Here is a 25471-nt window from a genome sequence, read left to right as displayed (position 1 = left end):
TGTCAATTGCGGTCTGCCTGGACATTAGTATGGTTGCCATCGCAAACTGCCAGATACCCGCTGTCATTCCAGTCTTCTTTTAATGACTCCAAAACCTCTCGCGTCGAAACGACCTGCGCAAAGCCATCTCCGTGAAGATTTGTCGCTGTCACCTGCATCAAGGCGGCAGCTGGAATGACGGTGCCATCGGGCCCTGCCAGATCGAAAGTGCGTGTGGCATCCAGAGGAACAATCACATCAAACCCGAGGTTTCCGCCCATGCGGGCGGTCGTCTCCACACATAAATTGGTTTGGATTCCGCAGACTACAATCTGCTTGATCTGCTGCGATACAAGCCAACTTTTCAGATCTGGCGAACCATAAAATGATGAGTTCACTGTTTTAGTCACCAGCAAATCAGCTCTGACCGCTTGCACCGATTCGTGAAGATCATTGCCGGCTCCGTCCACGAACAAGGGCGAATTCGGATCCCGGCTATCGTGCCTGACGACCACTATCGGCATGTGCCTTGAAGACCATTCCGCAAGAAGCCGATCAACGTTGTTCTCGCATTCTGGGTAGTTGGTCGTCGGCCCCCATGAGGCGTCGTAAAAACCCTGCTGCATGTCGACCACGATTAAAGCCGTCTTGTTGTTTGCAATCATGCTTCTACTTCATCATCGAAAGAAGGAGGCAACCAGTGGCATGAATGACATGGTTCGATAAGATTACGCCATGACCATCGTGGGAATTCTTGTGGGCCCGGGACGCCGCGCCTTTGATATCGAAGTTGCGCGCGAAGTTTACGATGACCGCTCGGATCGGGGGCTGCCCCAGCCGGAGGTCCGCATCCTCGCGGCCAGAGCCATCACCGATCTTGATCCGCTCCATTCGATGCGGCGCACCCACGCACTCTCCTCGGCAGACCAGCTCGACATCCTCGTAGTCCCGGGCTGCGTCGACCCGCTCGCAGCCCCTAGAGCCGAGGAACTCTCCGCCGTAGCACGAGCAGCGGCTGCCGGAGCGCTTGTTGCCTCGTTGTGCACCGGAGCATTCACGCTGGCCGCCGCTGGCCTGCTTGACGGACGGGCAGCGACGACCCACTGGCGCTTCGCCGAAGAGCTTGCCCTGCGGCATCCGAAAGTCGAGGTCCGGTCCCGGGATTTGTACTGTGGCGGGGACAAGGTTTGGACATCTGCCGGTGTCACGGCAGGAGTTGATCTCCTGTTGCATTTGCTCCGGCTGGATTGGGGATCCAGCGCCGCGGAAACGGTCGCGAAGGCAATGGTCACCCCTGTATGCAGGCCGGGAACGCAAGCCCAATATGCGGATACCAGCCTCCCCATCAAGGCTTTGCCGTCCGTCGAGCAACTGCATTTGATGGTCAGCAAGGACCTCCGGCGGCCTTGGAACATCAAGGAACTCGCAGCTGCCTGCACCATGTCCCCGCGCACCTTTCACCGCTGGTTCGCCGCCAATCTCGGAACAACGCCTCTTGCTTGGCTCAACGACCTTCGCGTCCGCGAGGCCCAGCGTCTCCTGGAGCAAACGGATCTGTCCGTGAGCGCCATTGCCCGCGAGGTCGGCTTCGCTTCTGATGATCTGCTGCGCAAGCATTTCACCGCCCGGCTGGGGGTCGCACCTACGCACCACTCAGCAACGTTCCGCCGACAACGTCCTTGATCATCGGGGTTGTCCCCTGCCAAGCCATTTTCGCCAGTGCAGGCGGTCTCGGCTCGCCGGACAGCGCTTGGCCGGCAAGCTCTCGACCGGCACTGCCCCCTAGGCAAGTTGCTCCCATGGTTCGATGCGCCCGTTCATGATCTGGGCCGCCGAGCGAAAGCAACTCTTGCTGCTGTGCCAAGCAGGTCAGATCGTGGGCCACCACGCTTGGGCACTTCAATCCGCGTGTGGGTGTCCGGGAAGAATATGCCGTATCAGACAGGGAGCAGCAAGCAGCCGATGATTGGATCGGCACGAGGTGAAAGGATGGATTATTCGATCCCCACCACGAAAGCATGGATTCAATGGCACCCGTTCCCATCACCCGCTACGCGCAGCTGGCAGCTCAACCTTGGAAGAACGGACAAGGAATCACGCGCACGCTCTGCAGCGACAGCACTGGAATCGATGACAGCTGGACCTGGAAGATCAGCATTGCCGAAATCACCGGCACCCAGCCATACAGCCGGTACCCGGGAGTGCGGCGCGGGCAAGTGGCGCTCGGCCCTGGCTCCGTTGACCTGGTGGTCAATGGCCGCAATGTCCTGCTGCCGGTCGAAGGCACCATCGTCTTCGAAGGCGAAGACGATGTATCTGCCACTCCCGCCAGCGAAGGCTTCCTGGACCTGAACGTCATGGGGCAGCGCGGCAAGTGGGAGCCATCGGTGGAAATCGTGGACTCTCCGGCCGCCAGCTTCCGCGAATCGAGGATCCAGGTGCTGGTGGCACTGGAGGATTCCTGCTCAATCGGCGGACAGCCGTTGGCCCGGCTGGATTCAGTTTTCCTCTCAAGCCCGGAAGAGCAGCAATTTTCTGGACGATTTGTGCTGGCCACCGTCGCGAGGCACTAGGAGGCCAGGCGGGCAGGCACGTGCAGCACCGGGCAGCGCACGGATAAAACGCAGATGGCCCGCACTCGGCATGAGTGCGGGCCATCAGCGTGGTATTCAGCGAAGGGCTAGAGGCCCAGCTTCTCCAACACGATCTCGCGAACGCGGCCGGCGTCGGCCTGTCCGCGGGTAGCCTTCATGACAGGGCCCATCAGCGCACCGATGGCCTGCATCTTGCCGCCCTTGATCTTCTCGACCACATCAGGCATGGCGGCCATGGCGTCATCCACGGCCTTGCCCAGTGCGTCGTCGTCGTTCACAACTGCCAGGCTGCGCTTCTCAACGATTTCGCTCGGGGTGCCTTCGCCGTCAATGACGAACTCCAGGACCTGGCGGGCGATCTTGTCGTTGATCTTCTTGCCCTCGATCAGCGAGTTCAGCTCCACGATGGTCGCAGCGCTCACGCCCAGATCGGCGATGTCCTTCTCCGCGGCCTTCGCCAGGCGGGCGATCTCGCCCATCCACCACTTGCGGGCTACCGCTGCGGTGGCACCGGCGGCAATGGTTGCTTCGATCTCGTCGAGCACGCCGGCGTTGACCACGTCGCGGAATTCCTTGTCCGCGTAGCCCCACTCGGCCTTCAGGCGCTTGCGGCGCTCTGCTGGCGGTTCCGGCAGGCGGCCGCGCAGCTCTTCGATCCACTCGGCGGTGGTGACGATCGGCACCAGGTCGGGCTCCGGGAAGTAGCGGTAGTCATCGGCATCCGACTTCGGGCGGCCCGAGGTGGTGGAACGGGTGTCCTCATGCCAGTGGCGGGTTTCCTGGACGATCTTCGCCCCGGAATCCAGCACTGCCGCGTGGCGCTCGATTTCGAAGCGCACCGCGTGCTCCACGGCGCGCAGGGAGTTCACGTTCTTGGTTTCGGTACGGGTGCCGAACTTCTCGGCGTCCTTTGGCATCAGCGAAACGTTGGCATCGCAGCGCACGTTGCCGCGTTCCATCTTGGCATCCGAAACACCCAGGTTCTTCACGATTTCGCGCACCGCGGCCACGTAGGCCTTAGCCAGCTCGGGGGCGCGCTTGCCGGCGCCAACGATTGGCTTGGTGACGATCTCCACCAGCGGCACGCCGGCGCGGTTGTAGTCCACCAGCGAGTAGTCGGCACCCTGGATGCGGCCCGCGGCGCCACCCATGTGGGTCAGCTTGCCGGCGTCTTCTTCCATGTGGGCACGCTCGATCTCGACGCGGAAGACTTCGCCGTCTTCCAGCTCGATGTCCAGGTAGCCGTCAAAGGCAATCGGGTCATCGTACTGGGAGGTCTGGAAGTTCTTCGGGGTGTCCGGGTAGAAGTAGTTCTTCCGGGCGAATCCGCACTTTTCGGCGATCTGGCAGTTCAGGGCCAGGCCGATCAGGATGGAGTACTCCACGGCTGTCTTGTTGACCACCGGCAGCACCCCGGGCAGGCCCAGGTCCACCTCGGTGACGTTGGTGTTCGGGGCATCGCCGAAGGCGTTGGGCGCATCGGAGAACATCTTGGTCTTGGTGTTCAGCTCAACGTGGACCTCGAAGCCCAGGACCGGGTCATAGCGGTCCAGCGCCTCGTCGAAGTCGACCAGTTCATCGGTGTAGTTGCTCATGGTGCCTAGGCCTCCTGCGCGATCGAAGCGGTGTCAATGGCTGGTGCCTGCGAGATCAGCGACTGGCCCCACTGCTTTTCCAGCAGGGTTTCCAGTGCCGCGCCGGCGCGGTACAGCCGGGCGTCCTCGAAGGCCGGAGCCAGGAACTGGATGCCCACCGGCAGGTTCTCGGACAGGCCGCCGGGCACGGTGATGCCCGGAACGCCGGCGAGGTTGGCCGGGATGGTGGCCACGTCGTTGAGGTACATGGCCAGCGGGTCGTTGTCGTTCGCGCCCAGCTCGAAGGCCACGGTCGGCGCGGTTGGGGATACCAGCACGTCGGCCTGCTCGAAGGCGGCGTCGAAGTCGCGCTGGATCAGGGTGCGGACCTTCTGTGCCGAACCGTAGTAGGCGTCGTAGTAGCCAGCGGACAGCGCGTAGGTGCCCAGGATGATGCGGCGCTTGACCTCGTCGCCGAAGCCGGCGGCACGGGTTGCGGCCATGACGCGCTCGATGGTCATCGGGCCCTCCTCTGGCAGCACGCGGTGGCCGTAGCGGACACCGTCGAACTTGGCCAGGTTGGAGGAAACTTCCGAAGGCATGATCAGGTAGTAGGCGCCTAGCGCGTACTTGAAGTTCGGGCAGGACACCTCGACGATTTCAGCGCCGGCGGCCTTGAGCAGTTCCAGCGACTCGTTGAAGCGCGCCTGGACGCCCTCCTGGTAGCCCTCGCCGGTCAGTTCCTTGATAACGCCAACGCGCAGGCCCGACAGGTCCCCTGCGGCGCCGGCCTCGGCGGCAGCCACCAGGCCTTCGAGGGAGTTTGGCAGCGAGGTGGAATCCTTCGGGTCGTGCCCGCCGATCAGTTCCTGCAGGTAGGCCGAGTCCAGCACGGTGCGGGAGACCGGGCCGATCTGGTCCAGCGAGGAGGCCATGGCGATGGCGCCGTAGCGCGAGACCGCGCCGTAGGTCGGCTTCACGCCCACGGTGCCGGTGACCGCACCTGGCTGGCGGATGGATCCACCGGTGTCGGTGCCCAGCGCCAGCGGGGCTTCGAAGGAAGCCACGGCAGCGGCCGAGCCGCCGCCGGAACCGCCGGGAATGCGGTTCAGGTTCCACGGGTTGCGGGTCACGCCGTAGGCGGAGTGCTCGGTGGAGGAACCCATGGCGAATTCATCCAGGTTGGTCTTGCCCAGCATTGGCAGCTTGGCAGCGCGGATCTTCTCGATCACGGTGGCATCGTAAGGGCTCATCCAGCCTTCGAGCATCTTCGATGCCGCGGTGGTTGGCTGTCCCTTGGTGACGATCAGGTCCTTGATGGCGATGGGCACGCCGGCCAGCGGGTGCAGCGCTTCGGCTTCGGCGCCGCCGGCGGCACGAATGGCGTCAACTTCTGCGGCTACCGCGAGCGCTTCTTCGGCGTTCACATGCAGGAAGGCGTTCAGTGCGCCGTCCACCTCGGCGATGCGGTCCAGGTGGGCCTGGACAGCTTGTACGGAGGTGGCTTCGCCGGCGCGCAGCTTGGCGGCCAGCTCGGTGCCGGAAAGCTTGATCAGTTCGTTCATGGAATTATTCACCGTCCAGAATTGCAGGGACCTTGAAACGGTCCGAATCCGAATCCGGGGCGTTGAGCAGAACTTCGTCAATGCTCAGCGTCTGCCCCACCGTGTCTTCGCGCAACACATTGGTCAGCGGGATCGGGTGGCTGGTGGCTGGGACGTCGGAGGAGGCGACTTCGCTGACCGACGCGATGGCACCGACGATAGCGTCGAGCTCACCGGTCATCTTGTCCAGCTCCGCGCCGCTCATCTCGATGTGGGCAAGGTGTGCCAGATGCACAACGTCCTCACGGCTGATGGCAGACATGTATCTCCCTTTGAATGGCGGTTGGGTTTCATAGACAAGTCTATCCCGTGCATGCCCGCCATCAGACCTTTATGTGGTGCAGCAGTTATGCTGTTCGCAATACCAGGCCGGCCAGGTCCTGGCCCAGCGCGTTTTCCCAGCAGCCGATGACCCCGTCAACGCCCGATGCGCCGGAAACCGGCTTGCGGATGATCACCGCGTCCTTGCCGGCAGGGTTGCCGTTGACCTTGATCCGCGGATCGTCGGTGAAGGACTCGGAATGGTGCTGCGCTGTGGTGTTGCCGGCCAAAAGCTGGCGGGCCTGGGCGGTGAACACCGGGTCGCCCGCGGCGTCATAGATGTAGCGCTTGCCCAGAATGGCATGCTCGCTGGTGCCGATCAGGTACTTTTCGCCACCGGGCAAAGGGGCATCCCGGTAGGTCAGCGGCAGGTGGTACACCACATCCGAGGTATCCGAATGATCGGCGTAGATGCGCAGCTCCACCCCTACCTGGCCCTCGGGATCTTCCAAGCGGAAGCCGCCGATGTGCTGGAGCTTCGGGGTGCCTTTACCGGTATAGAACTCCTGCTTGGGCAGCCAAGCGGAGACCAGCTCGTTTTTGCTTGGCGACATACTGGTGTTGTAGACAATTCCCATGGGCTTAGTCTGTCAACTGTGCCATTGGCGCACAAGTCTTCCGGGAAGTTCTGTGCTGCTGCCCCCGCGCCACGCAATGAGCGCATGGTGAATTCGGGGGCAGCGGGACGAGGCTATCGAAGGCCTCGGAGCTGGCGGTGCTGATGGGGCGGGATACCAAGGGCCAAGCTTTTGTCACCGGGCACGCGGGTTGTTGAGCGGCTACTTCGCAGCAGCCTGGAGCATTGCCTTGACCAGCGGTCCTGCACTTTGCGCTCCGCCATCGCCATCCTCGACAAATGCCGCCACGGCGAGGTCGCCCTGGGCGACGATGGCCCAGGCGTGGGCGTTGCGCTCGCTGTCGTATTCCGCGGTGCCGCTCTTGCCGATGATCTTGGCGCCGGGCAGCGAGTTCAGGTCCTTGAGCGTTCCATGGTCAATGACTTCACCCATCATCGAGGCCAATTGCTCGGCCTCGTTTTCGGTGAGTTCGGACTTCGGCTTGGCTGGAGCTTTCGGCTCCGGGGAGAGCACGAGCTTGGGCTGAACGGTCGACTTGGCCTGGACCGAGGCGGCCACGGTGGCCATGCCCAGCGGGGAAGCCTGCACTACGCCCTGGCCGATCATGTTCGCGGCCTGGGTGGTTCCCTCAGAATCGTCGGGCACCGAGCCAAGCACCGCACCGACCCCAGTGCCGTCTTCGCCGGTCAGGCCGAGCGCGGCAGCGGCTTCAGCCAGCTTCTTGCCGCCAATTTCAGCTCCCTGATTCACGAACACCGTGTTGCAGGACTGGGCAATGGCTTCGGACAGCGGAATCGTGCCCAGCTGGGCGGCCGGGTATCCGTCGTAGTTCTTGAAGGTCTTTCCATCAACCACGGTGGTGGCCGGGCACTTGACCTCCGATTCCGGGGTGGATCCTTCACGCAGCATCGACAGCGCGCTGATCACCTTGAACGAGGACCCCGGGGCGTAGGCGCCCTGCAAGGCGGTATTCAGCCCAGCGTCCACGGGGCCCGAGGAGGCCGCCAGCACGCTGCCGTCCGAGGGGCGGATGGCGACGATCGCCGAATTGGAATCGGCGTCTTCCAGCAGCTGGTCGGCACTTTGCTGCAGGTCCATGTCCAAGGTTGTTTCCACGTCCTTGCCGGCTACCGGCTCAGCGGTGAAAAGTTCAGCTTCAGCCTTGTTCTCGCTGTTGTACCGGGAGACTACAACGCCGTCGGTGCCCGAAAGCGTGTCGTTGTAAGCCGACTGCAATCCAGACATGCCGACCTGGTCGCCGCTCTTGATCTTGCCCTCGGACTTCTTGATGATTTCCGCGGTGGCTTCGCCGACGGATCCCAGCAGCGGGCGGGCGAAGGAGCGGGTGGGCGCCAGGGGAATTTCGTCTTCCTGGAAGGTGGCTCCAGGGATCTTGTTGATTTCTGCGTCGGTGACTTCCCGGGTGGCGTCGTCGCGCAGCACGATGGCCTGGACCCATGCCTTGTCGCCGGCAGCGAGCACGGTTTTTGCGTACTGCTCTTCATCGATGTCCACCAGCTCGGCCAATTGCGCCGCCGATTTTTCCCAATTGGCTTTTTCGGTGCGGGTCTTGTCAATGCCGACGCGAATCACCGGGCGGTTGGTGACAATTTTTTTGCCACCGGCGGCCGTGATGCTGCCCCGGTCGGCGGCTTGGTAGCTGGCCTTGAGGTAGCCGCCGGTTTCCAGATCCGGTGCGAGCACGGACGGATCAAAGCGCAGCTTCCACTGCTCGGCGTCCTTGTCATATTCCCAGACGGCCTTGGTGGTGTAGCTCAGGTCCTTATCTGTTTCGTCGACATCCCAGACCGTGGTGATGTCGGCCGTGGCGGTTTTGACGCCGTCGGTTTCGTCCTCGTCCTCGGCCACCGAACTCACGGTGCTGTTGTGCTTGATATCGCCCATGGGGCCGAAGGCCGTTTCCTGGGCCTTGGCCACCGCCTGGGCATCGGAGCTGGCGAACTGCACCTTGGAGAAGTCGCCGGAGTTGATGGCCGTAACCAGCTCGTCGGCCACCGGAGCGGGATCGGGTGCTCCAGCGCTGCAGGCGCTCAGCGATCCCAGGGCCAGGGCAGCAACGGATAGGGCAACGGCAGAACGGCGAAGGGCACTCATAGCGCCATTCTATTCACGCGGGGAGGACAGTTGGCAATAAACACCTGGACGACACCTCATTATTTCCTGCGTTTGGGCTTTGACGCCCATTTCAGAGTTCCAGCGTGTACACCACTAGCTTGATGCCGGTCCCGGGAACGGTCCAGTCGCGCTGTGGCGCATGGGCGAAGTTCATGGACTCATAGAGGGACCTGGCCGAATGCCAGGTGGCCCCGGTGGTCAAGCTGACCGAATGGATTCCGGGCAGCCGGCGAGCGCGTTCGATGCTGGCGTTGACCAGGGCGCGGCCGACACCAGCGCGCTGGGCGGCCGGATCGACGCTGAGCATCCGGATCTCCAGTTCGCCCGGCAGGGCAATATCCGCATAGTCGCTGCCGATCTGGATCAGGGTCATTGACCCGATGATCTCCCCTTGGCGCCGCGCAACATAGATCTCGGATTGCTCGGCACGTTCCTGGACTTTGCGCACAAACTGCAGGTAGTCATGCTCGGGGGTCTCGAAGTGCCCTGCGGCGAAGTATGACTGCGCGGTCAGCTCCCCCACCCGCTCATAGTCCCCGGGCGTGGCCAGCTCAATGAGCAGGTCTGCGGTGCGGAAGGTGAAAGTTTCTGCCTCATTCATGATGATCCGATTCTTCCATGGTTGGCCGGCTGCCATCGCAGGCCGTGGCCACCAGGAGGTTACCTGAATACCAAATTATCCATATATGCAGGAATCAGGGGATGATCCTTGAATTGAAGGTAATATTTGGTATTCCATTTATGGAATTGTGGTGCGCTCCCGCGTAGGATGGGTCACAATCCGCTCCATGAAAGGCGTATCAACCATGTGCGAACACGACCACAGCACCGGCCCGGTGCCCACCGCAAAACTCGAACGCCGGCACGTCCTGGCCGGAGCCGCCGCCCTGGCTGGCCTGGGCCTGGCCGGCATGGTCCCCGGGATCGCCCAGGGGGCCGAACCCCCGGGCCGGAGCGCTGCGGCGCACCGTCCTTCCACGGTGAAGAGCGCTCCGGTCATCGTCGAGGGCGGCTCGCTCATCGACCCGGCCACCGGCCAGCTGATCGAAGACGCAGTGGTGGTACTCGCCGGCGGCATCGTGCAGTCGGTGGGCACCCGGGACGAGAACCGCAAGGCGGTAGCCAAGTACGCTGCCAGTGCCACCCGCATCAACGCCCATGGGAAGTTCATCCTTCCCGGATTCGTCGATGCCCATGTCCACGCCCAGGCCTTCGAGGATGCGGCGCTGATCCTGAGCCACGGCGCCACCACGGTGCGCAGCGGCTCGTCGAGCTTCTACCAGGACATCGCGCTGGCCAGGGTGCCGGACTTCGCGCCGGGCCTGGCCCCGCGGATGCACGCCGCGGGATTGTTCGTCTCCCCCGACCAGTCCGACTCCATCCTGGCTGATCCGGATCTGGCCCCGCTGGCTGCGCTGCGCCACCAGATCACCGACCCCAAGGACCTGGCGTACCTGACCGGCGTGAACATCGCCCGCGGCGCCACCGTGATCAAGACCCGCGCCAATCCGCGCGCCGGGCTGGCCGAGCAGGATCCGCTGGAGCTGGTGTACGGGCGCGAGCAGCTGGCCGCGATCGTGAAGGCGGCCAAGGGCGCGGGCGTGCTCTGCCACAGCTACAGTGCCGAGGGCATCGCCGGGGCCGTGGCCGCCGGAGTCAAAAGCATCGAGCATGGGGTGTTCATGGACGAGAAGACGATGGTGCGCATGGCCAAGCAGGGCACCTACTTCACCCCGACCCTGTATGGCATTGCCGGCATGGCCAATTCCAGCGATCCGGTGCTCTCCGAACGCGGGCGCGAATACGGCCCGGTGCTGGCCGAGGCCGCCAGGGCGGCCAACGAGCTGGGCGTGACGGTGATCGGCGGCACCGACTCCTTCGGCACCGACGTCACCCCGATCGGGGCCGAGGCCAAGGCCCTGTCCGATGCGGGCCTGGGCAAGCTCAAGGCCCTGCAGTCCATCACCACCGCCCCGGCCAAGCTGCTGGGCGTGGATCACCGCGGCGTGGGCCGGCTGGTCCGCCACGGCGTGGCAGACCTGGTGCTGCTGGGTTCCAACCCGCTGGAAAGCGCCGCTGCGCTGTCCGACGTGCACACGGTGGTGGCCCAGGGCTCGATCGTGCGCGGCGAGGCGGCCTAAAGCAAGAGCGGGCCGCGGGCCACGGTGCCTGCTCCGTCGCCCGCGGCCCACTGCGAAGTTGTGCCGGCAACGATGCTGGCCTCCGCGTTGATCGCAATCCATCGGGTCATTGGCCCACTAGCCGGTCCTGGAATTCCAGCCTTCTCAGCTGGCTGACCAGCCCTGGACAGCGCATCGCAAGACGTGTTGAATGCAACCATGGCTACTTACAACATCGGCTACATCGTGGGATCCCTGGCCAAGAATTCAATCAACCGGACCCTCGCCCACGCCCTGATCGGGCTGGCTCCGGCCAACTTGAGCTTCACCGAAATTCCGATCAAGGACCTGCCGCTCTACAGCTACGACTACGACGAAAACTACCCGCCGGAGGGCACCGCGCTGAAGCGGGCCATCGAGGGCTCGGATGGGCTGCTGATCGTCTCCCCCGAATACAACCGCTCCATTCCTGGCGGGCTGAAGAACGCCATCGACTGGGCCTCGCGCCCCTGGGGCACAAATTCCTTTGCCCGCAAGCCCACCGGCATCATCGGCGCCTCCCCTGGTGCCATCGGCACCGCGGTAATGCAGTCCTCGATGCGCAGCGTGCTCAGCTTCCTGAATGTGCCGCAGCTCAACGCCCCGGAGGCCTACGTGCACTATGACGCCGGCGCCTTCGACGCGCAGGGCAACGTCACTGACGCGCGCACCCGCGAGTTCCTGCAGCACTACATCGACGAATACGCGGCCTTTGTCGAGCGCGTGCTGGATACCGGCGCGGCCGGGCACATCGGCGACACGGCGTAGCGTGCGAGGCAAGGCCGGGACTATGGCACACTGATGCCATGGCCGTCTACTTCGAATGCTTCACCAGGACTACGATGCCTCGACAGGAGCTCTTCGAGAAATCCCTGAGCATCGACACGCATGCCTCTTCGATGGCGGATTCCGCGGAACAGGCCATCGGCGGGGTGACCAGCGGGCAGATTTCCCTCGGCGAACAGGTCACCTGGCGCGCCAGGCATTTTGGCGTCCCCGTGCGCATGACCTCGGAAATCAGTGAACTGGACGCTCCTGCGGCCTTCACTGATCAGCAGGTCAAAGGCCCCTTCAAGAAATTCCACCATGTCCATGAGTTCTACGACGGCAGCGAAGGCACGATCATGGTGGACAAGATCCATTTCGAAGCCCCGCTTGGCCCGCTGGGCTGGCTGGTCGAGCGCCTGGTGCTCGGCTGGTACATGCCGAAGCTGATCCGGGTGCGCAATGCCTACCTGGTGGGCGCCTCGGCGCTCTAGCGCGGATCCCTAGCGCACCGGGAAGCCCAGCGGGAACAGCTCGCTGGCGGGGCGTCGCTTGTAGTCGCTGTTGCTGAAGGACGCCATGCACTTCTCCAGGAATGACTGGGCACGCTGCTGGTAATCGCCGGTGTCCACGGTCTTGATCTGCGCCTCCTCGATGATGGCTCGCCCCGCGAGCACCACACGGGTGATGCCACGGCCATCGCAATTCATGATGAGCGTGCGGATCGGGTCGGCATGCGGGCCAATGCGAGTGCCCTGGTTGGCAGAAGTCCCAGCATTGCGCTTATTTGGCACACCTAATGGCCGATGCCTGTAAGCACGCGCCGGCCCTGGGTCCGGGCTGCTGCTGGTGATCGCCTAGGCTAGGTGCATGTCGACTTCCCTGTACTACACCGCAACCCGCGCCACCGCCCTGAGCGAGGACGAGCACCAGCAGTTGATGGCCCTGGCCCGCAGCCATAACGATGCCTTCGAATTCGACGGCGAGACGTTGTATTTCTATCCGGCCCAGCGCGACAACGAGGTGCTCAACGGCTCCACCAAGATCTCCCCGGACCCCGTGGATATGGCCCCCAGCCTGCTGCACTGGCTGGCGGCGCTGACCGCGCTGCGCCAGGCCCTGCCCGAGGCCCAATGGGACGTCTCACTCGACGAGATCGATGTCCCCTGGGATGAGCACCTCGGCTACCACCTGCCGGGCCTGGAAGACCTGGCGGCGATGCACGAAGGCTACTAGGAGGCCGGCTTCCCGCGGGACACCGCTAGAGGACCAGGTTCACCAGCGGGGTGGCAATCAGGATGCTCAACGCCACGCGCTGGAACCAGATCACCACCATCTGCCACAGCTTCACCGGGATGCTGGTGGCCAGAATGCACGGCACCAGGGCGGAGAAGAAGATGATCGCCGAGACGCAGATAATGGCGATGACCATGCGAAGTTCCAAGGACTCGTGGCCTGCGGCCAGGGTGGCGGGAAGGAACATTTCGGCGATGCCGGTGGCCGAGGCCTTGCCGGCCAGCAACGGGTCATCCAGTCCTACCACCCAGGCGAACGGCGCGAAGAGGTACCCCAGCCAGGTGAAGACCGGGGTGAACCGGGCCAGCACCAGTCCCAGCAGGCCGATGGAGAGGATCGAGGGCAGGATCGCCATCGCCATCTTCAACCCGTCCAGGATGTTCTCTCCGATATTGCGCCACAGTCCCGGCGCCCTGTGCAAAGCCAGCATGGCTTCGCCGAAGGCCTTGGCAAAGCGGTTGCCGGTGACCTTTTCTTCCGGGATGTGCTCGATGTTCTGGTAGGTGTCATCCGGGATGCGCGAGAGCGGCGGGATCCGCACCGAGATCGCGGTGACCGCAAAGGTCACCACCAGGGCGAGCCAGAAGTAGGTGCTCCAGTGCTCCATCAGATCCAGCGCCTTGGCCACGATCACCATGAAGCTGGCGGAGACCGTGGAGAACCCGGTGGCGATAATGGCCGCTTCGCGCCCGGTATAGCGCCCAGAGCGGTACATGCGGTCGGTCAGCAGCAGGCCCAGCGAGTAGGAGCCGACGAAGGAGGCCACCGCGTCAACCGCGGAACGGCCGGGCGTGCGCCACAGCGGTTTCATGATCGGCTGGCAGAAGACCCCGATGAATTCCATCAGCCCGTAGCTGACCAGCATGGCCAGGAAGATTGCGCCGATCGGCACAATCAGCCCCACCGGAACCACCAGGGAATTAAGCAGGAACGGGCCCATGTCCTTTTCCATCAGCCAGGCCGGACCGAACCCGAAGACCAGCCCCGCGCCGACGGCCAGGCCCACCACATTGGCGAAGGCAAAGACGCCGCGCAGGGGCGAGGTGCGCCAGCCGCCGGTGGCGAAGGGCATGATGGTGCCGGCGGCCAGCAGCGCCAGGATGTAATAGGGCACGCCGGCGCCAATGGCTTCGCGGACCCAGGAAACAATGTGATCCAGAGCGATAGTGCTCTTGCCGTTGAGGGTGACCGGCACGAAGAATACGGCAATGCCGACCCCGCTATAGAGGACAAACCTCAGCACATCCCACGGCTTGGTCGGTTCCCTGGTTTCTACGGTGCTCGGCATGGTGCAACCCCTTTGTGCATAGTGACTTTGAACCATCTAAGCCGATGCTCCGGGGTTAATGTGGGCCACAACGCACCTATTGTCCGGGATGCCGGATTGATGCACTTCTATCCCAGGATTTTCCCTCCGCGAGTCGGCGATTTGCCCGTATCCTGGGATCTGTTTGCCCGAAGCCCGGCCACTGGCAGCGCAGGTCCGCCAGCAAAAATGCCGCAGCGCCTAGTTCGATACCGCCCCAAGGCCCTGGCAGGTTCGGCAGGCCGGCCCTGCTTGGCCCGATGGGCCTTCCGCGGTCATCGAGTTCCGCAGTTGACGCAGATGGAAGGCGCACTGTTCCTCCGGGATTGTTGTTCAGCCTGCACCCTTGCTCTAGGGCCGGGCATCCAACCGGTTTCTCAGCGCATCATTTTCAGCTTCCAGGTCCAGAATGATGCCAATACCTGCCAAATTCACTCCGCGATCGGTCAGCACAGAAATCTGTTTCAGCCTTGCCAAATCTTCCTCGCGGTACCTTCGGGTACCGCCAGCGGTACGCCCCGGGGAGATCAAGCCACGCAGCTCATAGAGCCTGACTGTCTGCACGCTTACCCCCACGCTCCTAGCTGCCATGGCGATTGAATACGAAGGAATAACACTGCCGACAGCCGCAGAATTTTTTGCCACTTTTTCCCCTCAAGTTGCTTGCCTGCCCCTGAACTCCATGCTATAAAATCTACATCGCTAGACATAGATCTAGCGGAAAGTGAATTGCACCATCACAAACCGCCAAGCGAGAAAGGAATGAGTTCAGATGATGCAGACCGAGGTACTTCGCGATTTCGACCGCCTGGTACAGCGTGCTTTCAACACCCAGCTCAGCACCGAGCCAGTCCATCCGATGCCCATGGAGGCGTGGAGGGACAACGAAGGCTTCCATGCTGAATTCGACCTCCCGGGGGTCGACGCTGACCAGATAGACATGGCAGTGGAAAAGAACATCCTGACGATCCGCGCTGAACGTGCCAAGCCCGAAGGCCGGCAACATCTCACCGGCTCGGAACGCTTGTGGGGCCACTTCACCCGAGAGCTTGTGCTCGGCGACCACTTGGATGCCGAAAGCATTCAGGCCACCTACGTTGATGGGGTGCTGCGCCTGGACATCGCCCTCGCCGAGAGCGCCAAGCCCCGCCGCATCCAAGTCGCCGCAGCCAAGCGCACCGAGGATCCGAAAGAAATCACCAGCTAGCCCTGCGGGCTCCCTGTGAACATGTATGGAGATGATGCGCCATGCCTGATCTCACACACCCGGCGTTCCACCCGTTGGCCGTTGATGACGAACTGCTTTTGGCCATGTACGAGCTCGAGCTATCCACCGCAGTCCGTCAAGGCCAACCGCCTCGGACGCGCCAATGCAGTGCGATCGACGGTGTTCCGCGACCCAGTCAGCGGTGTCCGGAAGAAACGAGCCATTCCAGGGCCAGTGAACAGACATTGGGCAGATCCAAGCCGCTCAGGGTCTACTCCCGCTCACCTCCAGCACACCGTCCCTGATGAGCGAACCTCACCAGTGGTCATCCAGGGGTGTGCCCGAACAGCGCCGGGCGCACCCCTGATGGCACAACCAGAAAGGAGCCATGCTGTGCTTCGAAGGTGGCTGCACGTTCAGCTTGATGACGATCAGCTCGATGACCTGTTTACGTCCCTCTGCACGTACCGGGATCACTTCGTTGAGCTCATCGAATCGAACGCCAGCGCGGATACCCCGCAGATTCACGAGGGTACTAAATACTGGCAAGACAAAGCCCATCGGGTTCAAGGACTCATCGACCAGATCAGCGACGAGCTCTACGGAACAAGTCAAAGAAAAGGCGCCTAGAACCCGCACGCTCAGAGCGCCCCGATCGCTGAACATCGGGAACGAAGTGCTGCGGCGCGGCAAGGCTCCGCACTCCATCGGAAGCACGAAGGCCGCAATTAATGGGGACATGCCACTACAGGCGAGCCACGTGTGGCCAGGTGCTGTCCTTCGAAATCCGAAGCGCACGGAATCAGCGGACCTGCCGCCAGCAGCCCAAGGAAAGGTCCGGCTCCACGAATGGCGTTTAGCCCAAAAGCAGGCACCTGTGGCGGCAGGATCGGCTTCAGGTCTTGTGTGCGGTGGCATGTTCGCCAGGTCCGGTTGCAGCACTTCCAGCCTGCAACCGGAAGGCTGTGCGCGGGCCACCGTTGCCAGCGGTTGCGAGGACCAAAATGATGGCGTTGCGATCGGAGCGGCAAACGGCTCTCCCCAACTCATGAGGGCATCCAGCTCAGGCAATTTTCCCTGGTGCTTCTGAATCAAAAAGCCGGGAACCTGGCACACGCACTAGCGCAAAATCTACACCACGGGACCGATGCCGAAGTCCTGCTCCGGCAGCGGCCAACGGGACTCGCATTCCCGCCCGGCCATTGGCATTGATCCGCCTTTCCTAGTAGCTGTCCGCCACCGAGAGCACCTTCAGCCCGTCGGCGACAACGCGCCCTTCATGGATGACGGTGCGGTCGGTGCCGCGGTCCATCACGGTGGAGGCGATGCTCTCGCCGTCCACCAGCACCAGCTCGGCTCGGTCGCCCAGGGCCACGCCCGGGCGGTCGGCCACCGATGCCAGGCGCGGCACCTCGTGGCTCATGATCGAGGCGCCGCCGATGGTGGCCACGGCCAGGGCGTGCTCGATCAGCTCATCCTTGCGGAAGCCGTTGACGAAGGCCAGCTGCCAGGTCCGATCCAGCAGGTCGCAGTTGCCGTACGGGCTCCAATAGTCGCGCTGGCCGTCTTCGCCCAGGCCGAAGCGCACCCCGGCCTCGGTGAGCTGCACCAGCGGCAGGTGGTTCGAGGTGCTCGGGGCCACCGAGGTCAACGAGATGTCCAGCTCGGCGAAGGTGTCGACCAGCCGCCGGCTGGTGGCCTCGTTGACGCTGCCCAGCTCATAGGCGTGCGACAGGTTGACCTTGCCCTGCATGCCCAGCGCTCGGGTGCGCTCGGCGATCAGCTCCGCGGAGAAGACCCCCTGGGTGCCGTGCTCGTGCAGGTGGATATCGACCTCCACCTGGTACTTCTCGGCCAGGCCGAAGACCACGTCGAGGTGCCGGACCGGGTCGCGGTCCAGCTCGCAGGGGTCGATGCCGCCCATCACGTCGGCGCCGGCCTTCAGCGCGTCTTCCAGGTACCTTTCGGTGCCCGGCTCGCGCAGGATGCCGGCCTGCGGGAAGACCATGATCTGGACCTCGGCCTCGTTCGCGAACTTCTCTTTCGCCGCGACGACGGCCTCGTACTTTTCCAGCTTGGTATCCACATCCACCTGGGCGAAGGAACGCACGCGGGTGGTGCCGCGAGCGATCATCCGTTCCAGGGTGCCAGCCACGCGCTCGTTGATCCCGATTTCGGCCTCGCGCCAATTCTCCCGGTCATTGCTCATCATCCCCCAGACACCCGGCCGGCCGGTGTGCTCGCGGAAGGGCAGGCCAATGCGGGTGGAGTCCAGGTGGACGTGCACGTCCGAGAAGGCCGGGATCAGGATCCGGCCGCGGCCGTCCACATCTCCCGCGCCCAGCTGGCGCGATGGGTCGTGGGCGGTGATCGAGGCGATCTTCCCCTCCTCGACCAGGATATCGCTGGGGTCGCCGGCCCAGGGGCGGGCATTGCTGATGAGCATGGTATGGGTTCCTCTCGCTGCCATGGTGGTGTTCTGGAGCTACTTGCGCCTAGTTTGACAGGTCCACGTCCTGGCCCAGGCGCTGCTCCACGGCCCGGTCATAGGCCAGGCGCCCGATCGCCAGATCCAGCGCGCCGATGCCCACCGAATTGAACAGGGTGATTTCCTGCCGGTCGCGCCGGCCGGCCAGCTCGCCGGCAACCACTTGCCCCAGCTCCCCCGCGATGGCATCGGCGGCGATCGCGCCTTCGGCGAGCGCCATCAGATAGTCGCCAGACTTGGCCTGGGCGGTGCCCAGATGGTCGACAAAGACCCTGGATCGGGCCATGCCGATGCCATCGATCTCGCGTTCGCCCGGGCGCGGCCGGGCGCCGACGGCATTGATGTGCTGGCCGGGCTGGAACCATTGGCCCTGCACAATCGGCTCCACCGATGGGGTGAGCGTGCACAGCACATCGCAGGAGGCCACCACGGCTTCGGGGCTCGGCGCCGCCACCACCTCCAGGCCGTGGCCGGCCACGGCCTGGCTGAATTCGGCAATGCGCTGTCCGGTCCGCGACCACACCACGACCTTGGTAAAGGGCAGCACGCACAGCATGGCCTCGACGTGGGCCACCGCGAGGGCGCCGGCGCCGATCAGCCCCAGCACCGTGCTATCCGGGCGGGCCAGGTACTTCGTGGCCACCGCGGTGGCCGCGGCGGTGCGGATCCGGGTGGGGACCTTGCCATCGAGGATGGCCAGCGGGCCGCCGGTGATATGGTCGGCCAGCATGATCAGCGAGCGCTGCGAGGGAAGGCCGCGCTGGGCATTGGAGGGGATATCGGCAAGCAGCTTGACGCTGGCCAGTCCCTGCTCGGAGGCCACGCTGGGCATGATAATGAAGCTCGAATCCGCGCTTGGCACTGCCATCGCCGATGGGGTCGGTTGTGCCGCGGTGCCCCTGGCCAGATCGCCGAAGATCCGGTCGACGGATTGGACGGCGGAGCGCATATCGAGCACAGCCTGGAGCGTCGAGGCGTTGAGCATAAGGGTCATTGGTTGCTTCTTTCAAACAGCGTGATGCCTTCCAGATCACACTGTAGCCCATTTGGTATTCCAAAAGATAGCGATCTGGGCAAGAGGCCGAAGGCTCCTATGAATCTGTCGAATCCAAACGACACTATGGGTATACCAAATACCCGAGCGCGTCCAGAAGACCCAGCGACCAGGGCAAAAGAAAAGGGGCCACGGGTACGGCGCAATGCCGTACCCGTGGCCCCTCAAGGACATGGCGCTCCTAGGAACGCGGGCCTTCGGCCTGCTGGCCGACATTCTCCCCGTGCTCGGGCACCGAATCCGGATCCGCGTCGAATTCGTCGATTTCCGGTACGCGCTTGCCGCGCACGAAGAACCAGTAGCAAGCACCGAGCGCCGCAACCCAGATGGCTCCGGTGACCAGCGCGCTGCGGGTATCTGGCACCACGCCGATCATGACGATCACGAAGACCATGAAGGCCACCGCGATGTAGCTGCCCAGTGGCCAGAAAGGAATCTGGAAGCCAGCGGAGGCCAGGCCCTTGCGGGCCAGCTCGCGCTTCATGCCGATATGGGAGAGCAGGATCATCAGCCATACCACCACCGTGGCGAAGGTGGCCAGGGCCGCGATCAGGAAGAAGATCTGGTCCTCGAACCAGATATTGAGCACCACGCCGATCAGCAGGGCCACGATCATCGACAGCGAGGTCACCCACGGCACGCCGTTGGCGGTGGTCTTGGTGAAGACCATCGGGGCCTGGCCCTGCCGGGCCATGCCGTGGATCATGCGGCCTGCGCCGAAGATATCCGCATTGATCGCCGAGAGGGCTGCGGTGATCACGATGAAGTTCAGCACATGGGCGGCCGAGGACAGGCCGATGCTGGAGAAGATCGAGACGAAGGGGCTTTCCTCGCCGTTGATGGTATTCCATGGCTGGATCGACATGATCACGCCCAGGGTCAGCACGTAGAAGAGCAGGATGCGCACCGGCACCGAGTTGATGGCCTCGGGAATAACCTTGCGCGGATTCTTTGCCTCGCCCGCGGTGATGCCAATGACCTCGGTGCCGCCGAAGGCGAACATCACGATGGTGAAGGACATGAGCACGCCCATCACCCCGTGCGGCATGAAGCCGTCATGGGAGAACAGGTTGGAGATGCCCGCGGCGCCCTCGGACTGGTTGCCCAGGCCGAAGACGATGACCGCGATGCCGCCGGCGATCATCGCGATGATCGCCACGACCTTGATCAGCGAGAACCAGAACTCCAGCTCGCCGAACACCTTCACGGAGAGCAGGTTGACCGCGGCGATGAAGAAGACCACCGCCAGGATCCAGATCCAGCGTTCGACGTTGGGGAACCAGAAGCCCATATACACCCCGAAGGCCGTCACATCGGCCAGGGCCACGACGAACATCTCGAAGGTATAGGTCCACCCGGTGACAAAGCCGGCAAAGCGCCCCACGTAGCGCGTGGCGTAGGAGCCGAAGGACCCCGCGATCGGGTTGCGCACCGCCATCTCGCCCAAGGCTCGCATCACCATGAAGACCACGGCGCCGCCGATGATATAGGCCAGCAGCACCGCCGGTCCAGCCATCTGGATGGCTCCGGCGGAACCATAGAACAGCCCGGTGCCGATGGCGGATCCGAGGGCTATGAAACGGATATGCCGGGTACTTAGGCCTCGCTTGAGGCTCTGGGCTGGTTGGCTGGTTCTCACGGATCTCCTCGAAACAACGGTCATGTGCAGTAGTCCCATTCAGGACACGCTCTCCATGTAACCGCGCTCACAAGCATCGTGCAGCAGGGAATCCACAGCGATCGTCCGGTATACCGGACTATCGGATTGATATTCAGCAGTTAGTGAAGATCTTCCGTCGTTCCAGCGATGCCCTCACGGGCCCGCTTGTCGTTCAGGCTGCCCCGGCTGGTGTTCAGATGCTGCTCGGCCAGGCGCTTGACCAGCCCGACATTGCGTTCCGCGATGGCGTTATAAAGCAGCTCGTGCTCGTGCGCCATCGTCTCCAGGTCGTCGTGCTGCGCCAGCACCCAGCGCATCCGCGGGGCCAGGGAGGTCTGGAGCTCCAGCAGCAGGTCGTTGCCCGCCATGCTGATAACCACCTCATGGAAGTTCGCCCCGGCGCGGCGGGCCGTGGTGAAGTCCTGTGCCGCGGCGGCCGCGATTTCCACCTCGAGCACCTCGCGCAGCTGTGCCAGTCCTTCGCGGGTATGGCGTTGCGCGGCCAGCGCAAAGGACATCGTTTCCAGCGCGCCACGCACCTCGTGCAGGTCGGCTACATCCGAGGCGGTGAATTCGCGCACCGTGGCCCAGCTGCGCGGGCGCGGCGTCACGAGCCCCTCGGCCACCAGGACGCGCAGGGCATCGCGGATCGGCAACCGGCTGACCCCCAGATCCTCCGCAAGGTCTCGCTCGACCAGGCGGCTGCCCGGTTTGCGCACCCCGTCGATGATCTCGTTCCGAATCTGCTCGATGACGCGCACCGACTCCGGTTCGAAGTCCTTGTCTGCCAAGCCATTCACCCGCTTTCCCACATGCTTTCCACTGCAATTGTCGCTTAAATGAGACCGGCCTAGTTGGAACAGGAAATGGAGTCGCTCATAAACCTCTGCCGCGTTCCCGTTGTTCTTGAACTGGCGTTCTGGAAGCGCCCTTGAAGGCACGTGCCGCAAGCAGCTCTTGCTAGTGTTGAAGGGGCGAGTCGCCGATCGCCAAACCCTATCGAGCAAGGCTACCAACCTTTATGCAGCAGGTTTCCGCACCAAGCCAGCCAGCCGCCGCGAAGAACGCTGCGCTGCTGATTTCGCACATCCTCTCGCCTATTGTCCTGGGCACGCTCTTGCTGGCGCTCTCGCCCTTGCGCGATGCACGCATCAGGTGGGCCGGGGCGATCGTGGCCGCCCTGTTCACCACGGTGATCCCGTGGCTGCTGCTGGTGACGGCAAAACTGCGCGGCAGGGTCACGGATTTGCATGTCACCGTGCGCCGCCAGCGCCACGGAATTTATGCGATGACTTCCGGCTTGATCCTCTGCGGCTTGCTGGTGTTGTGGCTGATGGACGCCGGCGCCGGCATTTTCCGCGAGGTCCTGTGCATGTTGCTGGGACTGCTGGTGGTGGCCATCATCAACATCTGGTGGAAAGTCTCGGTGCACCTGGCTGTGGGCACGTATGCCATCTTGCAAGTTGCCGGGCAGAGCCCGCAACTGACGCCATGGGTGCTCTTGTTCATCGCGGTGCTTTCCTGGTCCCGCATTCGAAGCTTCCAGCACACCGCCACCCAGGTGTGTGGCGGTGTAGCCGTAGGCATAGCCATCCACTACGCGCATGAAGCGATGGCCCTGGTGCTGTACTAGCTACCCGGTACGCTCAGCTTTGCGGTATCCACAAGCCCGGCATACTGCCATCCGGGATTTGACGCCGGACGGCCCACCTGGCATCCGGCCTCCTCGGCAATCAACGCGCCGGCTGCCCAGTCGTACTCCTGGGTGCCGTATTCGGCGTAGGCGTCCAATGCGCCCTCGGCAACGAGGCACAGGTCCAAGGCGGCAGAGCCGATTCGGCGAACGTTGACGTAGTCTTCGAGCATGCCTTCCAAGACGCGGGCCTGGAACTGGCGGCGTTCGGCATCGTAGCCGAACCCGGTGCCAAGAATTTTTGTTGCCGACTCGACTGGGCCGGTGAGCTGGGTCAGCTTTCCGGTGCGCAGGTCGTGCTTCCATGCGCCCAGGGACTTGCCCGCGAAATACTCCACTTGCAAGGCCGGGGCAACAATAGCGGCGGCCACCCAGGTTTCGGTGCCGTCCTCTTCCAGCTGGCAGGCTCCTACCGAAGAACAGTAGTAGGCGATATTGCGGACGAAGTTGGTCGTTCCGTCCAGGGGATCGATGCTCCAGCGCACACCGCTGGGGTGGCTCGGCTTGGCGCTGGGGAACTCCTCGCCGGTCAATTCGTCATTGGGGCGCGAGGTCAAAATGGTGGCTCGGATGGCTTCTTCCGAGGCACGGTCGAAATCGGTGACCCAGTCCCCCGCTGCCGACTTGTCGTTGAGGTTGAATTGCGATTCGTCGCGTCGAGAAAGCACCTCGGCGCCGGCAGCGGCGGCGCGGCGCGCCACCAGTACCAGCGGGTCGTGACTGATTGACTTGTCCATGTATTAGCCTTCCGTAGGTGCGGCGAGGGCTGCCTCGCGCGCGGCGTCTGGTCCTTGTTCCAGGAGCACTCCAAAGCCGGCTTCGTCGAGCACCGGAACTCCCAGTGACTGTGCCTTGTCCAGTTTCGAGCCGGCGGCTTCGCCGGCGACCAGGAAGTCGGTCTTCTTCGACACGCTGCCGGTGGCTTTGCCGCCGCGCACGATAATTGCTTCCTTGGCGGTGTCCCGCGAATAATTCTCCAGCGTTCCGGTCACGACGATGGCAAGGTTTTCCAGATTTTTCGGGATGTTCTCGTCCTGCTCATCTTTCATCTTCACGCCGGCGGCTTGCCATGCGGAGACGATCTCGCGATGCCAGTCCACCTTGAACCATTCCACCAGCGCCTCGGCAATGATGGATCCGACCGAATCGATTTCGCTCAATTCGGCCACGGCGTCGCCGGAGTCCAGGACGGCAAGCAACGCGTCCATGGACCCATAGCGAGTGGCGATGGCCCGTGATGCGTTAGGGCCGACATGGCGGATGGACAGCGCCACCAGCACGCGCCACAGCGGGTTCTCCTTGGCCTTTTCCAGTTCGTCCAGCAGTTTGAGCGTGCTGCGGGTCGGTGCGGATGGCTTTTTGGCGGTGGCCTTGGAATAGAAATACGGGACCAGCTCGAATTTTCCGGTGCCCTCGCCCTTGGCGCGCTTTTCACGCCAGACCTTGACCTCGCCCAGTTCTTCCAGCTTGTCCTTGAGGTTGAACAGTTCTGCTTCGTTATGCAGGGGGCCGGGACCTGCTGGAAGGATGACGCCGCCTTGGGTCTGCGGGTCCTGCCCGGGGCCACTGGTCAACGCGGCGGCGGCTTCATAGCCCAGGGCTTCGATATCCAGCGCGCTGCGCCCGCCAAGGTAGGCGACGCGTTCGGTGAGCTGCGCCGGGCAGGATTCGGCGTTGAGGCAGCGGATGTCCACATCCCCTTCCTTCGCCGGCGCCAATGGCTGGCCGCAGGATGGGCAGTGGGTGGGCATGACAAAATCGCGCAGGCCGGTGTTTCCTTCACGCAGCGGCAAGACCGGTCCGACGATTTCCGGAATCACATCGCCGGCCTTGCGCAGGATGATGGTGTCGCCGATTTTCACGTTTTTGGCCTTGACCACTTCCTGGTTGTGCAAGGTGGCACGGGCTACGGTGGAGCCGGCTACGAGCACCGGTTCCATCACCCCAAAGGGGGTGACACGTCCGGTGCGGCCCACCTGGACCTGGATGTCCAGGAGCTTGGTGTGGACCTCTTCCGGAGGGTACTTGTAGGCGACCGCCCAGCGTGGAACGCGGGAGGTGTAGCCCAGTTGCTCCTGGGTGGCCAGGTCATTGACCTTGATGACGATGCCGTCGATGTCATGGATGAGGTCATGGCGTTTTTCGCCATGCTCCGAAATGTAGTCCTTGGCTTCGGCCCGTCTGCCCACGACCCTGCCGTAGGGGGACACCGGAAGGCCCCAGCCGCGCATGAGCTCATAGGCCTCGGACTGCTCGGTCATCTGGAAGTCGCGGCTTCGCCCCAGGCCGTGGACAAACATCCGCAGCGGGCGCTTGGCGGTCTGTTCGGGATCCTTTTGCCGCAGGCTGCCAGCGGCAGCATTGCGCGGGTTGGCCAAGGGCGCCTTGCCCTGGGCAATCAGCGCTTCGTTATAGGCATTAAAGTCATCGGTGGCTATGAAGACTTCACCGCGCACCTCGAATTCTGCCGGCCAGCCCGAGCCGGTCAATTCCTGGGGGATGTCGCTGATGGTCAGGGCGTTGTGGGTGACGTCTTCACCGGTGGTGCCATCGCCGCGGGTGGCGGCGCGCACCAGTTTGCCTTCGCGGTAGGTCAGGTTGAGGGCCAGGCCATCGATCTTGACTTCGCACAGCCACTTGACCGGTGTCTGCGGATGCAGGCGCTCGGCGTTGGCCTGGGCGCGTTCCAGCCACGCGTCGAGTTCTTCGAGCGAGAAAACATCTTCCAGCGAGTACATGCGGCTGGCGTGAGTGACCGAGGCGAAGGCAGCGGAGACCTCGCCGCCCACCTCTTGCGTGGGTGAATCCTGCCCGGCCAGGATCGGATACTGGGCTTCGAGCAACTGCAATTCATGGAACAGCGCATCGTATTCGACGTCGGAAACCAGCGGGGCGTCATTTTGGTAGTACGCGTCGCGGTGGGTGCGGATTTGTTCGACCAGCTGTTCATAGCGGGCCTTGTCAGCTTCCGGCGGAGCATTGGTGGTCTCAACGGGGGTTACGGCATTTTCACTCACGTATCCAATTGTGCCCCACCAGCTGCCAGAATCGCAGGCT

General features: G+C 63.4%; 25 protein-coding genes. 8 read left to right on the top strand and 17 right to left on the bottom strand.

Annotated features, from left to right (window positions below):
- Positions 1 to 2: 2 nt before the first annotated feature.
- The gene (locus AOZ07_RS04750) at positions 3 to 644 is read right to left on the bottom strand and encodes a cysteine hydrolase family protein (RefSeq protein ID WP_075972417.1); all 642 of its coding nucleotides are present in this window, start codon (positions 642 to 644) and stop codon (positions 3 to 5) included.
- 70 nt (positions 645 to 714) lie between these two features.
- Between AOZ07_RS04750 and AOZ07_RS04745 the strand changes: the two genes are divergently transcribed.
- Positions 715 to 1662, top strand: coding sequence for a GlxA family transcriptional regulator (locus AOZ07_RS04745; RefSeq protein ID WP_060700949.1), 948 nt, complete (start codon positions 715 to 717; stop codon positions 1660 to 1662).
- Positions 1663 to 2006: 344 nt separating this feature from the next.
- Positions 2007 to 2552 (top strand): HutD/Ves family protein, encoded by a 546-nt coding sequence (locus AOZ07_RS04740; protein ID WP_194943798.1) that lies wholly within the window; start codon positions 2007 to 2009, stop codon positions 2550 to 2552.
- Between the two features lie 107 nt (positions 2553 to 2659).
- Here AOZ07_RS04740 and gatB read toward each other — a convergent pair whose 3' ends face one another.
- From gatB to AOZ07_RS04710, 6 genes are all read right to left on the bottom strand, one after another.
- On the bottom strand, positions 2660 to 4168 hold the full coding sequence (gene gatB, locus AOZ07_RS04735) for an Asp-tRNA(Asn)/Glu-tRNA(Gln) amidotransferase subunit GatB (RefSeq protein WP_060700947.1): 1509 nt from the start codon (positions 4166 to 4168) through the stop codon (positions 2660 to 2662).
- Positions 4169 to 4173: 5 nt separating this feature from the next.
- Positions 4174 to 5712 (bottom strand): Asp-tRNA(Asn)/Glu-tRNA(Gln) amidotransferase subunit GatA, encoded by a 1539-nt coding sequence (gene gatA / locus AOZ07_RS04730; protein ID WP_060700946.1) that lies wholly within the window; start codon positions 5710 to 5712, stop codon positions 4174 to 4176.
- Positions 5713 to 5716: 4 nt separating this feature from the next.
- Positions 5717 to 6013: an Asp-tRNA(Asn)/Glu-tRNA(Gln) amidotransferase subunit GatC gene (gene gatC / locus AOZ07_RS04725; protein ID WP_022875011.1), complete on the bottom strand. Its 297-nt coding sequence runs from the start codon at positions 6011 to 6013 to the stop codon at positions 5717 to 5719.
- 85 nt (positions 6014 to 6098) lie between these two features.
- Complete coding sequence (locus AOZ07_RS04720) at positions 6099 to 6650, bottom strand: maltokinase N-terminal cap-like domain-containing protein (RefSeq protein WP_060700945.1); 552 nt, start codon at positions 6648 to 6650, stop codon at positions 6099 to 6101.
- Between the two features lie 201 nt (positions 6651 to 6851).
- Entirely contained in the window at positions 6852 to 8765 is a 1914-nt protein-coding gene (locus AOZ07_RS04715; protein ID WP_060700944.1) for a penicillin-binding transpeptidase domain-containing protein, read from the bottom strand.
- Between the two features lie 91 nt (positions 8766 to 8856).
- The gene (locus AOZ07_RS04710; RefSeq protein ID WP_060703302.1) at positions 8857 to 9387 is read right to left on the bottom strand and encodes a GNAT family N-acetyltransferase; all 531 of its coding nucleotides are present in this window, start codon (positions 9385 to 9387) and stop codon (positions 8857 to 8859) included.
- Positions 9388 to 9574: 187 nt separating this feature from the next.
- Between AOZ07_RS04710 and AOZ07_RS04705 the strand changes: the two genes are divergently transcribed.
- From AOZ07_RS04705 to AOZ07_RS04695, 3 genes are all read left to right on the top strand, one after another.
- Entirely contained in the window at positions 9575 to 10927 is a 1353-nt protein-coding gene (locus tag AOZ07_RS04705; protein ID WP_236995270.1) for an amidohydrolase family protein, read from the top strand.
- Positions 10928 to 11125: 198 nt separating this feature from the next.
- Positions 11126 to 11713, top strand: coding sequence for an NADPH-dependent FMN reductase (locus tag AOZ07_RS04700; protein WP_060700942.1), 588 nt, complete (start codon positions 11126 to 11128; stop codon positions 11711 to 11713).
- Between the two features lie 38 nt (positions 11714 to 11751).
- Positions 11752 to 12204 carry an SRPBCC family protein gene (locus AOZ07_RS04695; RefSeq protein WP_060700941.1) on the top strand — a complete coding sequence of 151 codons (453 nt, stop codon included), beginning with the start codon at positions 11752 to 11754 and terminating at the stop codon, positions 12202 to 12204.
- Between the two features lie 9 nt (positions 12205 to 12213).
- Here the strand turns inward: AOZ07_RS04695 and AOZ07_RS04690 are convergent, their stop codons facing one another.
- The gene (locus AOZ07_RS04690; protein ID WP_060700940.1) at positions 12214 to 12504 is read right to left on the bottom strand and encodes a hypothetical protein; all 291 of its coding nucleotides are present in this window, start codon (positions 12502 to 12504) and stop codon (positions 12214 to 12216) included.
- A 76-nt stretch (positions 12505 to 12580) separates the two neighbouring features.
- Between AOZ07_RS04690 and AOZ07_RS04685 the strand changes: the two genes are divergently transcribed.
- Entirely contained in the window at positions 12581 to 12946 is a 366-nt protein-coding gene (locus AOZ07_RS04685) for a hypothetical protein (protein WP_060700939.1), read from the top strand.
- Positions 12947 to 12971: 25 nt separating this feature from the next.
- Here AOZ07_RS04685 and AOZ07_RS04680 read toward each other — a convergent pair whose 3' ends face one another.
- Both AOZ07_RS04680 and AOZ07_RS04675 read right to left on the bottom strand, forming a co-directional pair.
- Complete coding sequence (locus tag AOZ07_RS04680; protein ID WP_060700938.1) at positions 12972 to 14294, bottom strand: YjiH family protein; 1323 nt, start codon at positions 14292 to 14294, stop codon at positions 12972 to 12974.
- A gap of 369 nt (positions 14295 to 14663) precedes the next feature.
- The gene (locus tag AOZ07_RS04675) at positions 14664 to 14903 is read right to left on the bottom strand and encodes a MerR family transcriptional regulator (protein WP_060700937.1); all 240 of its coding nucleotides are present in this window, start codon (positions 14901 to 14903) and stop codon (positions 14664 to 14666) included.
- 181 nt (positions 14904 to 15084) lie between these two features.
- Here AOZ07_RS04675 and AOZ07_RS04670 point away from each other — a divergent pair, with 181 nt between their 5' ends.
- The gene (locus AOZ07_RS04670) at positions 15085 to 15519 is read left to right on the top strand and encodes an Hsp20/alpha crystallin family protein (protein WP_060700936.1); all 435 of its coding nucleotides are present in this window, start codon (positions 15085 to 15087) and stop codon (positions 15517 to 15519) included.
- A 315-nt stretch (positions 15520 to 15834) separates the two neighbouring features.
- On the opposite strand, the gene AOZ07_RS18695 is transcribed toward AOZ07_RS04670, so the two are convergent.
- The 5 genes from AOZ07_RS18695 to AOZ07_RS04645 form a co-directional block, all read right to left on the bottom strand.
- A complete protein-coding gene (locus AOZ07_RS18695) occupies positions 15835 to 16260 on the bottom strand; it encodes a hypothetical protein (protein ID WP_146277885.1) in 426 nt (141 codons plus the stop codon).
- Positions 16261 to 16741: 481 nt separating this feature from the next.
- Positions 16742 to 17965 (bottom strand): amidohydrolase family protein, encoded by a 1224-nt coding sequence (locus AOZ07_RS04660; RefSeq protein WP_060700934.1) that lies wholly within the window; start codon positions 17963 to 17965, stop codon positions 16742 to 16744.
- A 49-nt stretch (positions 17966 to 18014) separates the two neighbouring features.
- Positions 18015 to 19001, bottom strand: coding sequence for an ornithine cyclodeaminase family protein (locus tag AOZ07_RS04655; protein ID WP_060700933.1), 987 nt, complete (start codon positions 18999 to 19001; stop codon positions 18015 to 18017).
- 241 nt (positions 19002 to 19242) lie between these two features.
- Positions 19243 to 20724 (bottom strand): amino acid permease, encoded by a 1482-nt coding sequence (locus tag AOZ07_RS04650; protein WP_060700932.1) that lies wholly within the window; start codon positions 20722 to 20724, stop codon positions 19243 to 19245.
- A gap of 116 nt (positions 20725 to 20840) precedes the next feature.
- Entirely contained in the window at positions 20841 to 21662 is an 822-nt protein-coding gene (locus AOZ07_RS04645) for a GntR family transcriptional regulator (RefSeq protein WP_236995267.1), read from the bottom strand.
- Between the two features lie 80 nt (positions 21663 to 21742).
- Here AOZ07_RS04645 and AOZ07_RS04640 point away from each other — a divergent pair, with 80 nt between their 5' ends.
- A complete protein-coding gene (locus AOZ07_RS04640; protein WP_060700931.1) occupies positions 21743 to 22354 on the top strand; it encodes a hypothetical protein in 612 nt (203 codons plus the stop codon).
- Here AOZ07_RS04640 and AOZ07_RS04635 read toward each other — a convergent pair.
- Positions 22351 to 23151: an inositol monophosphatase family protein gene (locus AOZ07_RS04635; protein ID WP_060700930.1), complete on the bottom strand. Its 801-nt coding sequence runs from the start codon at positions 23149 to 23151 to the stop codon at positions 22351 to 22353. The genes AOZ07_RS04640 and AOZ07_RS04635 overlap by 4 nt on opposite strands.
- Before the next feature lie 3 nt (positions 23152 to 23154).
- Positions 23155 to 25431, bottom strand: coding sequence for an NAD-dependent DNA ligase LigA (gene ligA / locus AOZ07_RS04630; RefSeq protein ID WP_060700929.1), 2277 nt, complete (start codon positions 25429 to 25431; stop codon positions 23155 to 23157).
- Between the last annotated feature and the right edge of the window lie 40 nt (positions 25432 to 25471).

The organism is Glutamicibacter halophytocola (assembly GCF_001302565.1).
In the GTDB taxonomy this organism is placed as follows: Bacteria; Actinomycetota; Actinomycetes; order Actinomycetales; family Micrococcaceae; genus Glutamicibacter; species Glutamicibacter halophytocola.
The sequence above is the reverse complement of the archived record's forward strand: the minus strand, read 5'-3'. Positions and strand labels throughout refer to the sequence as shown.

Bases quoted from the DNA above. Each gene is read 5' to 3' on its own strand.
- AOZ07_RS04750 (WP_075972417.1), bottom strand. From the start codon at position 644: ATGATTGCAAACAACAAGACGGCTTTAATCGTGGTCGACATGCAGCAG.
- AOZ07_RS04745 (WP_060700949.1), top strand. From the start codon at position 715: ATGACCATCGTGGGAATTCTTGTGGGCCCGGGACGCCGCGCCTTTGAT.
- AOZ07_RS04740 (WP_194943798.1), top strand. From the start codon at position 2,007: ATGGCACCCGTTCCCATCACCCGCTACGCGCAGCTGGCAGCTCAACCT.
- gatB (WP_060700947.1), bottom strand. From the start codon at position 4,168: ATGAGCAACTACACCGATGAACTGGTCGACTTCGACGAGGCGCTGGAC.
- gatA (WP_060700946.1), bottom strand. From the start codon at position 5,712: ATGAACGAACTGATCAAGCTTTCCGGCACCGAGCTGGCCGCCAAGCTG.
- gatC (WP_022875011.1), bottom strand. From the start codon at position 6,013: ATGTCTGCCATCAGCCGTGAGGACGTTGTGCATCTGGCACACCTTGCC.
- AOZ07_RS04720 (WP_060700945.1), bottom strand. From the start codon at position 6,650: ATGGGAATTGTCTACAACACCAGTATGTCGCCAAGCAAAAACGAGCTG.
- AOZ07_RS04715 (WP_060700944.1), bottom strand. From the start codon at position 8,765: ATGAGTGCCCTTCGCCGTTCTGCCGTTGCCCTATCCGTTGCTGCCCTG.
- AOZ07_RS04710 (WP_060703302.1), bottom strand. From the start codon at position 9,387: ATGAATGAGGCAGAAACTTTCACCTTCCGCACCGCAGACCTGCTCATT.
- AOZ07_RS04705 (WP_236995270.1), top strand. From the start codon at position 9,575: ATGAAAGGCGTATCAACCATGTGCGAACACGACCACAGCACCGGCCCG.
- AOZ07_RS04700 (WP_060700942.1), top strand. From the start codon at position 11,126: ATGGCTACTTACAACATCGGCTACATCGTGGGATCCCTGGCCAAGAAT.
- AOZ07_RS04695 (WP_060700941.1), top strand. From the start codon at position 11,752: ATGGCCGTCTACTTCGAATGCTTCACCAGGACTACGATGCCTCGACAG.
- AOZ07_RS04685 (WP_060700939.1), top strand. From the start codon at position 12,581: ATGTCGACTTCCCTGTACTACACCGCAACCCGCGCCACCGCCCTGAGC.
- AOZ07_RS04680 (WP_060700938.1), bottom strand. From the start codon at position 14,294: ATGCCGAGCACCGTAGAAACCAGGGAACCGACCAAGCCGTGGGATGTG.
- AOZ07_RS04675 (WP_060700937.1), bottom strand. From the start codon at position 14,903: ATGGCAGCTAGGAGCGTGGGGGTAAGCGTGCAGACAGTCAGGCTCTAT.
- AOZ07_RS04670 (WP_060700936.1), top strand. From the start codon at position 15,085: ATGATGCAGACCGAGGTACTTCGCGATTTCGACCGCCTGGTACAGCGT.
- AOZ07_RS18695 (WP_146277885.1), bottom strand. From the start codon at position 16,260: ATGTCCCCATTAATTGCGGCCTTCGTGCTTCCGATGGAGTGCGGAGCC.
- AOZ07_RS04660 (WP_060700934.1), bottom strand. From the start codon at position 17,965: ATGCTCATCAGCAATGCCCGCCCCTGGGCCGGCGACCCCAGCGATATC.
- AOZ07_RS04655 (WP_060700933.1), bottom strand. From the start codon at position 19,001: ATGACCCTTATGCTCAACGCCTCGACGCTCCAGGCTGTGCTCGATATG.
- AOZ07_RS04650 (WP_060700932.1), bottom strand. From the start codon at position 20,724: ATGACCGTTGTTTCGAGGAGATCCGTGAGAACCAGCCAACCAGCCCAG.
- AOZ07_RS04640 (WP_060700931.1), top strand. From the start codon at position 21,743: ATGCAGCAGGTTTCCGCACCAAGCCAGCCAGCCGCCGCGAAGAACGCT.
- AOZ07_RS04635 (WP_060700930.1), bottom strand. From the start codon at position 23,151: ATGGACAAGTCAATCAGTCACGACCCGCTGGTACTGGTGGCGCGCCGC.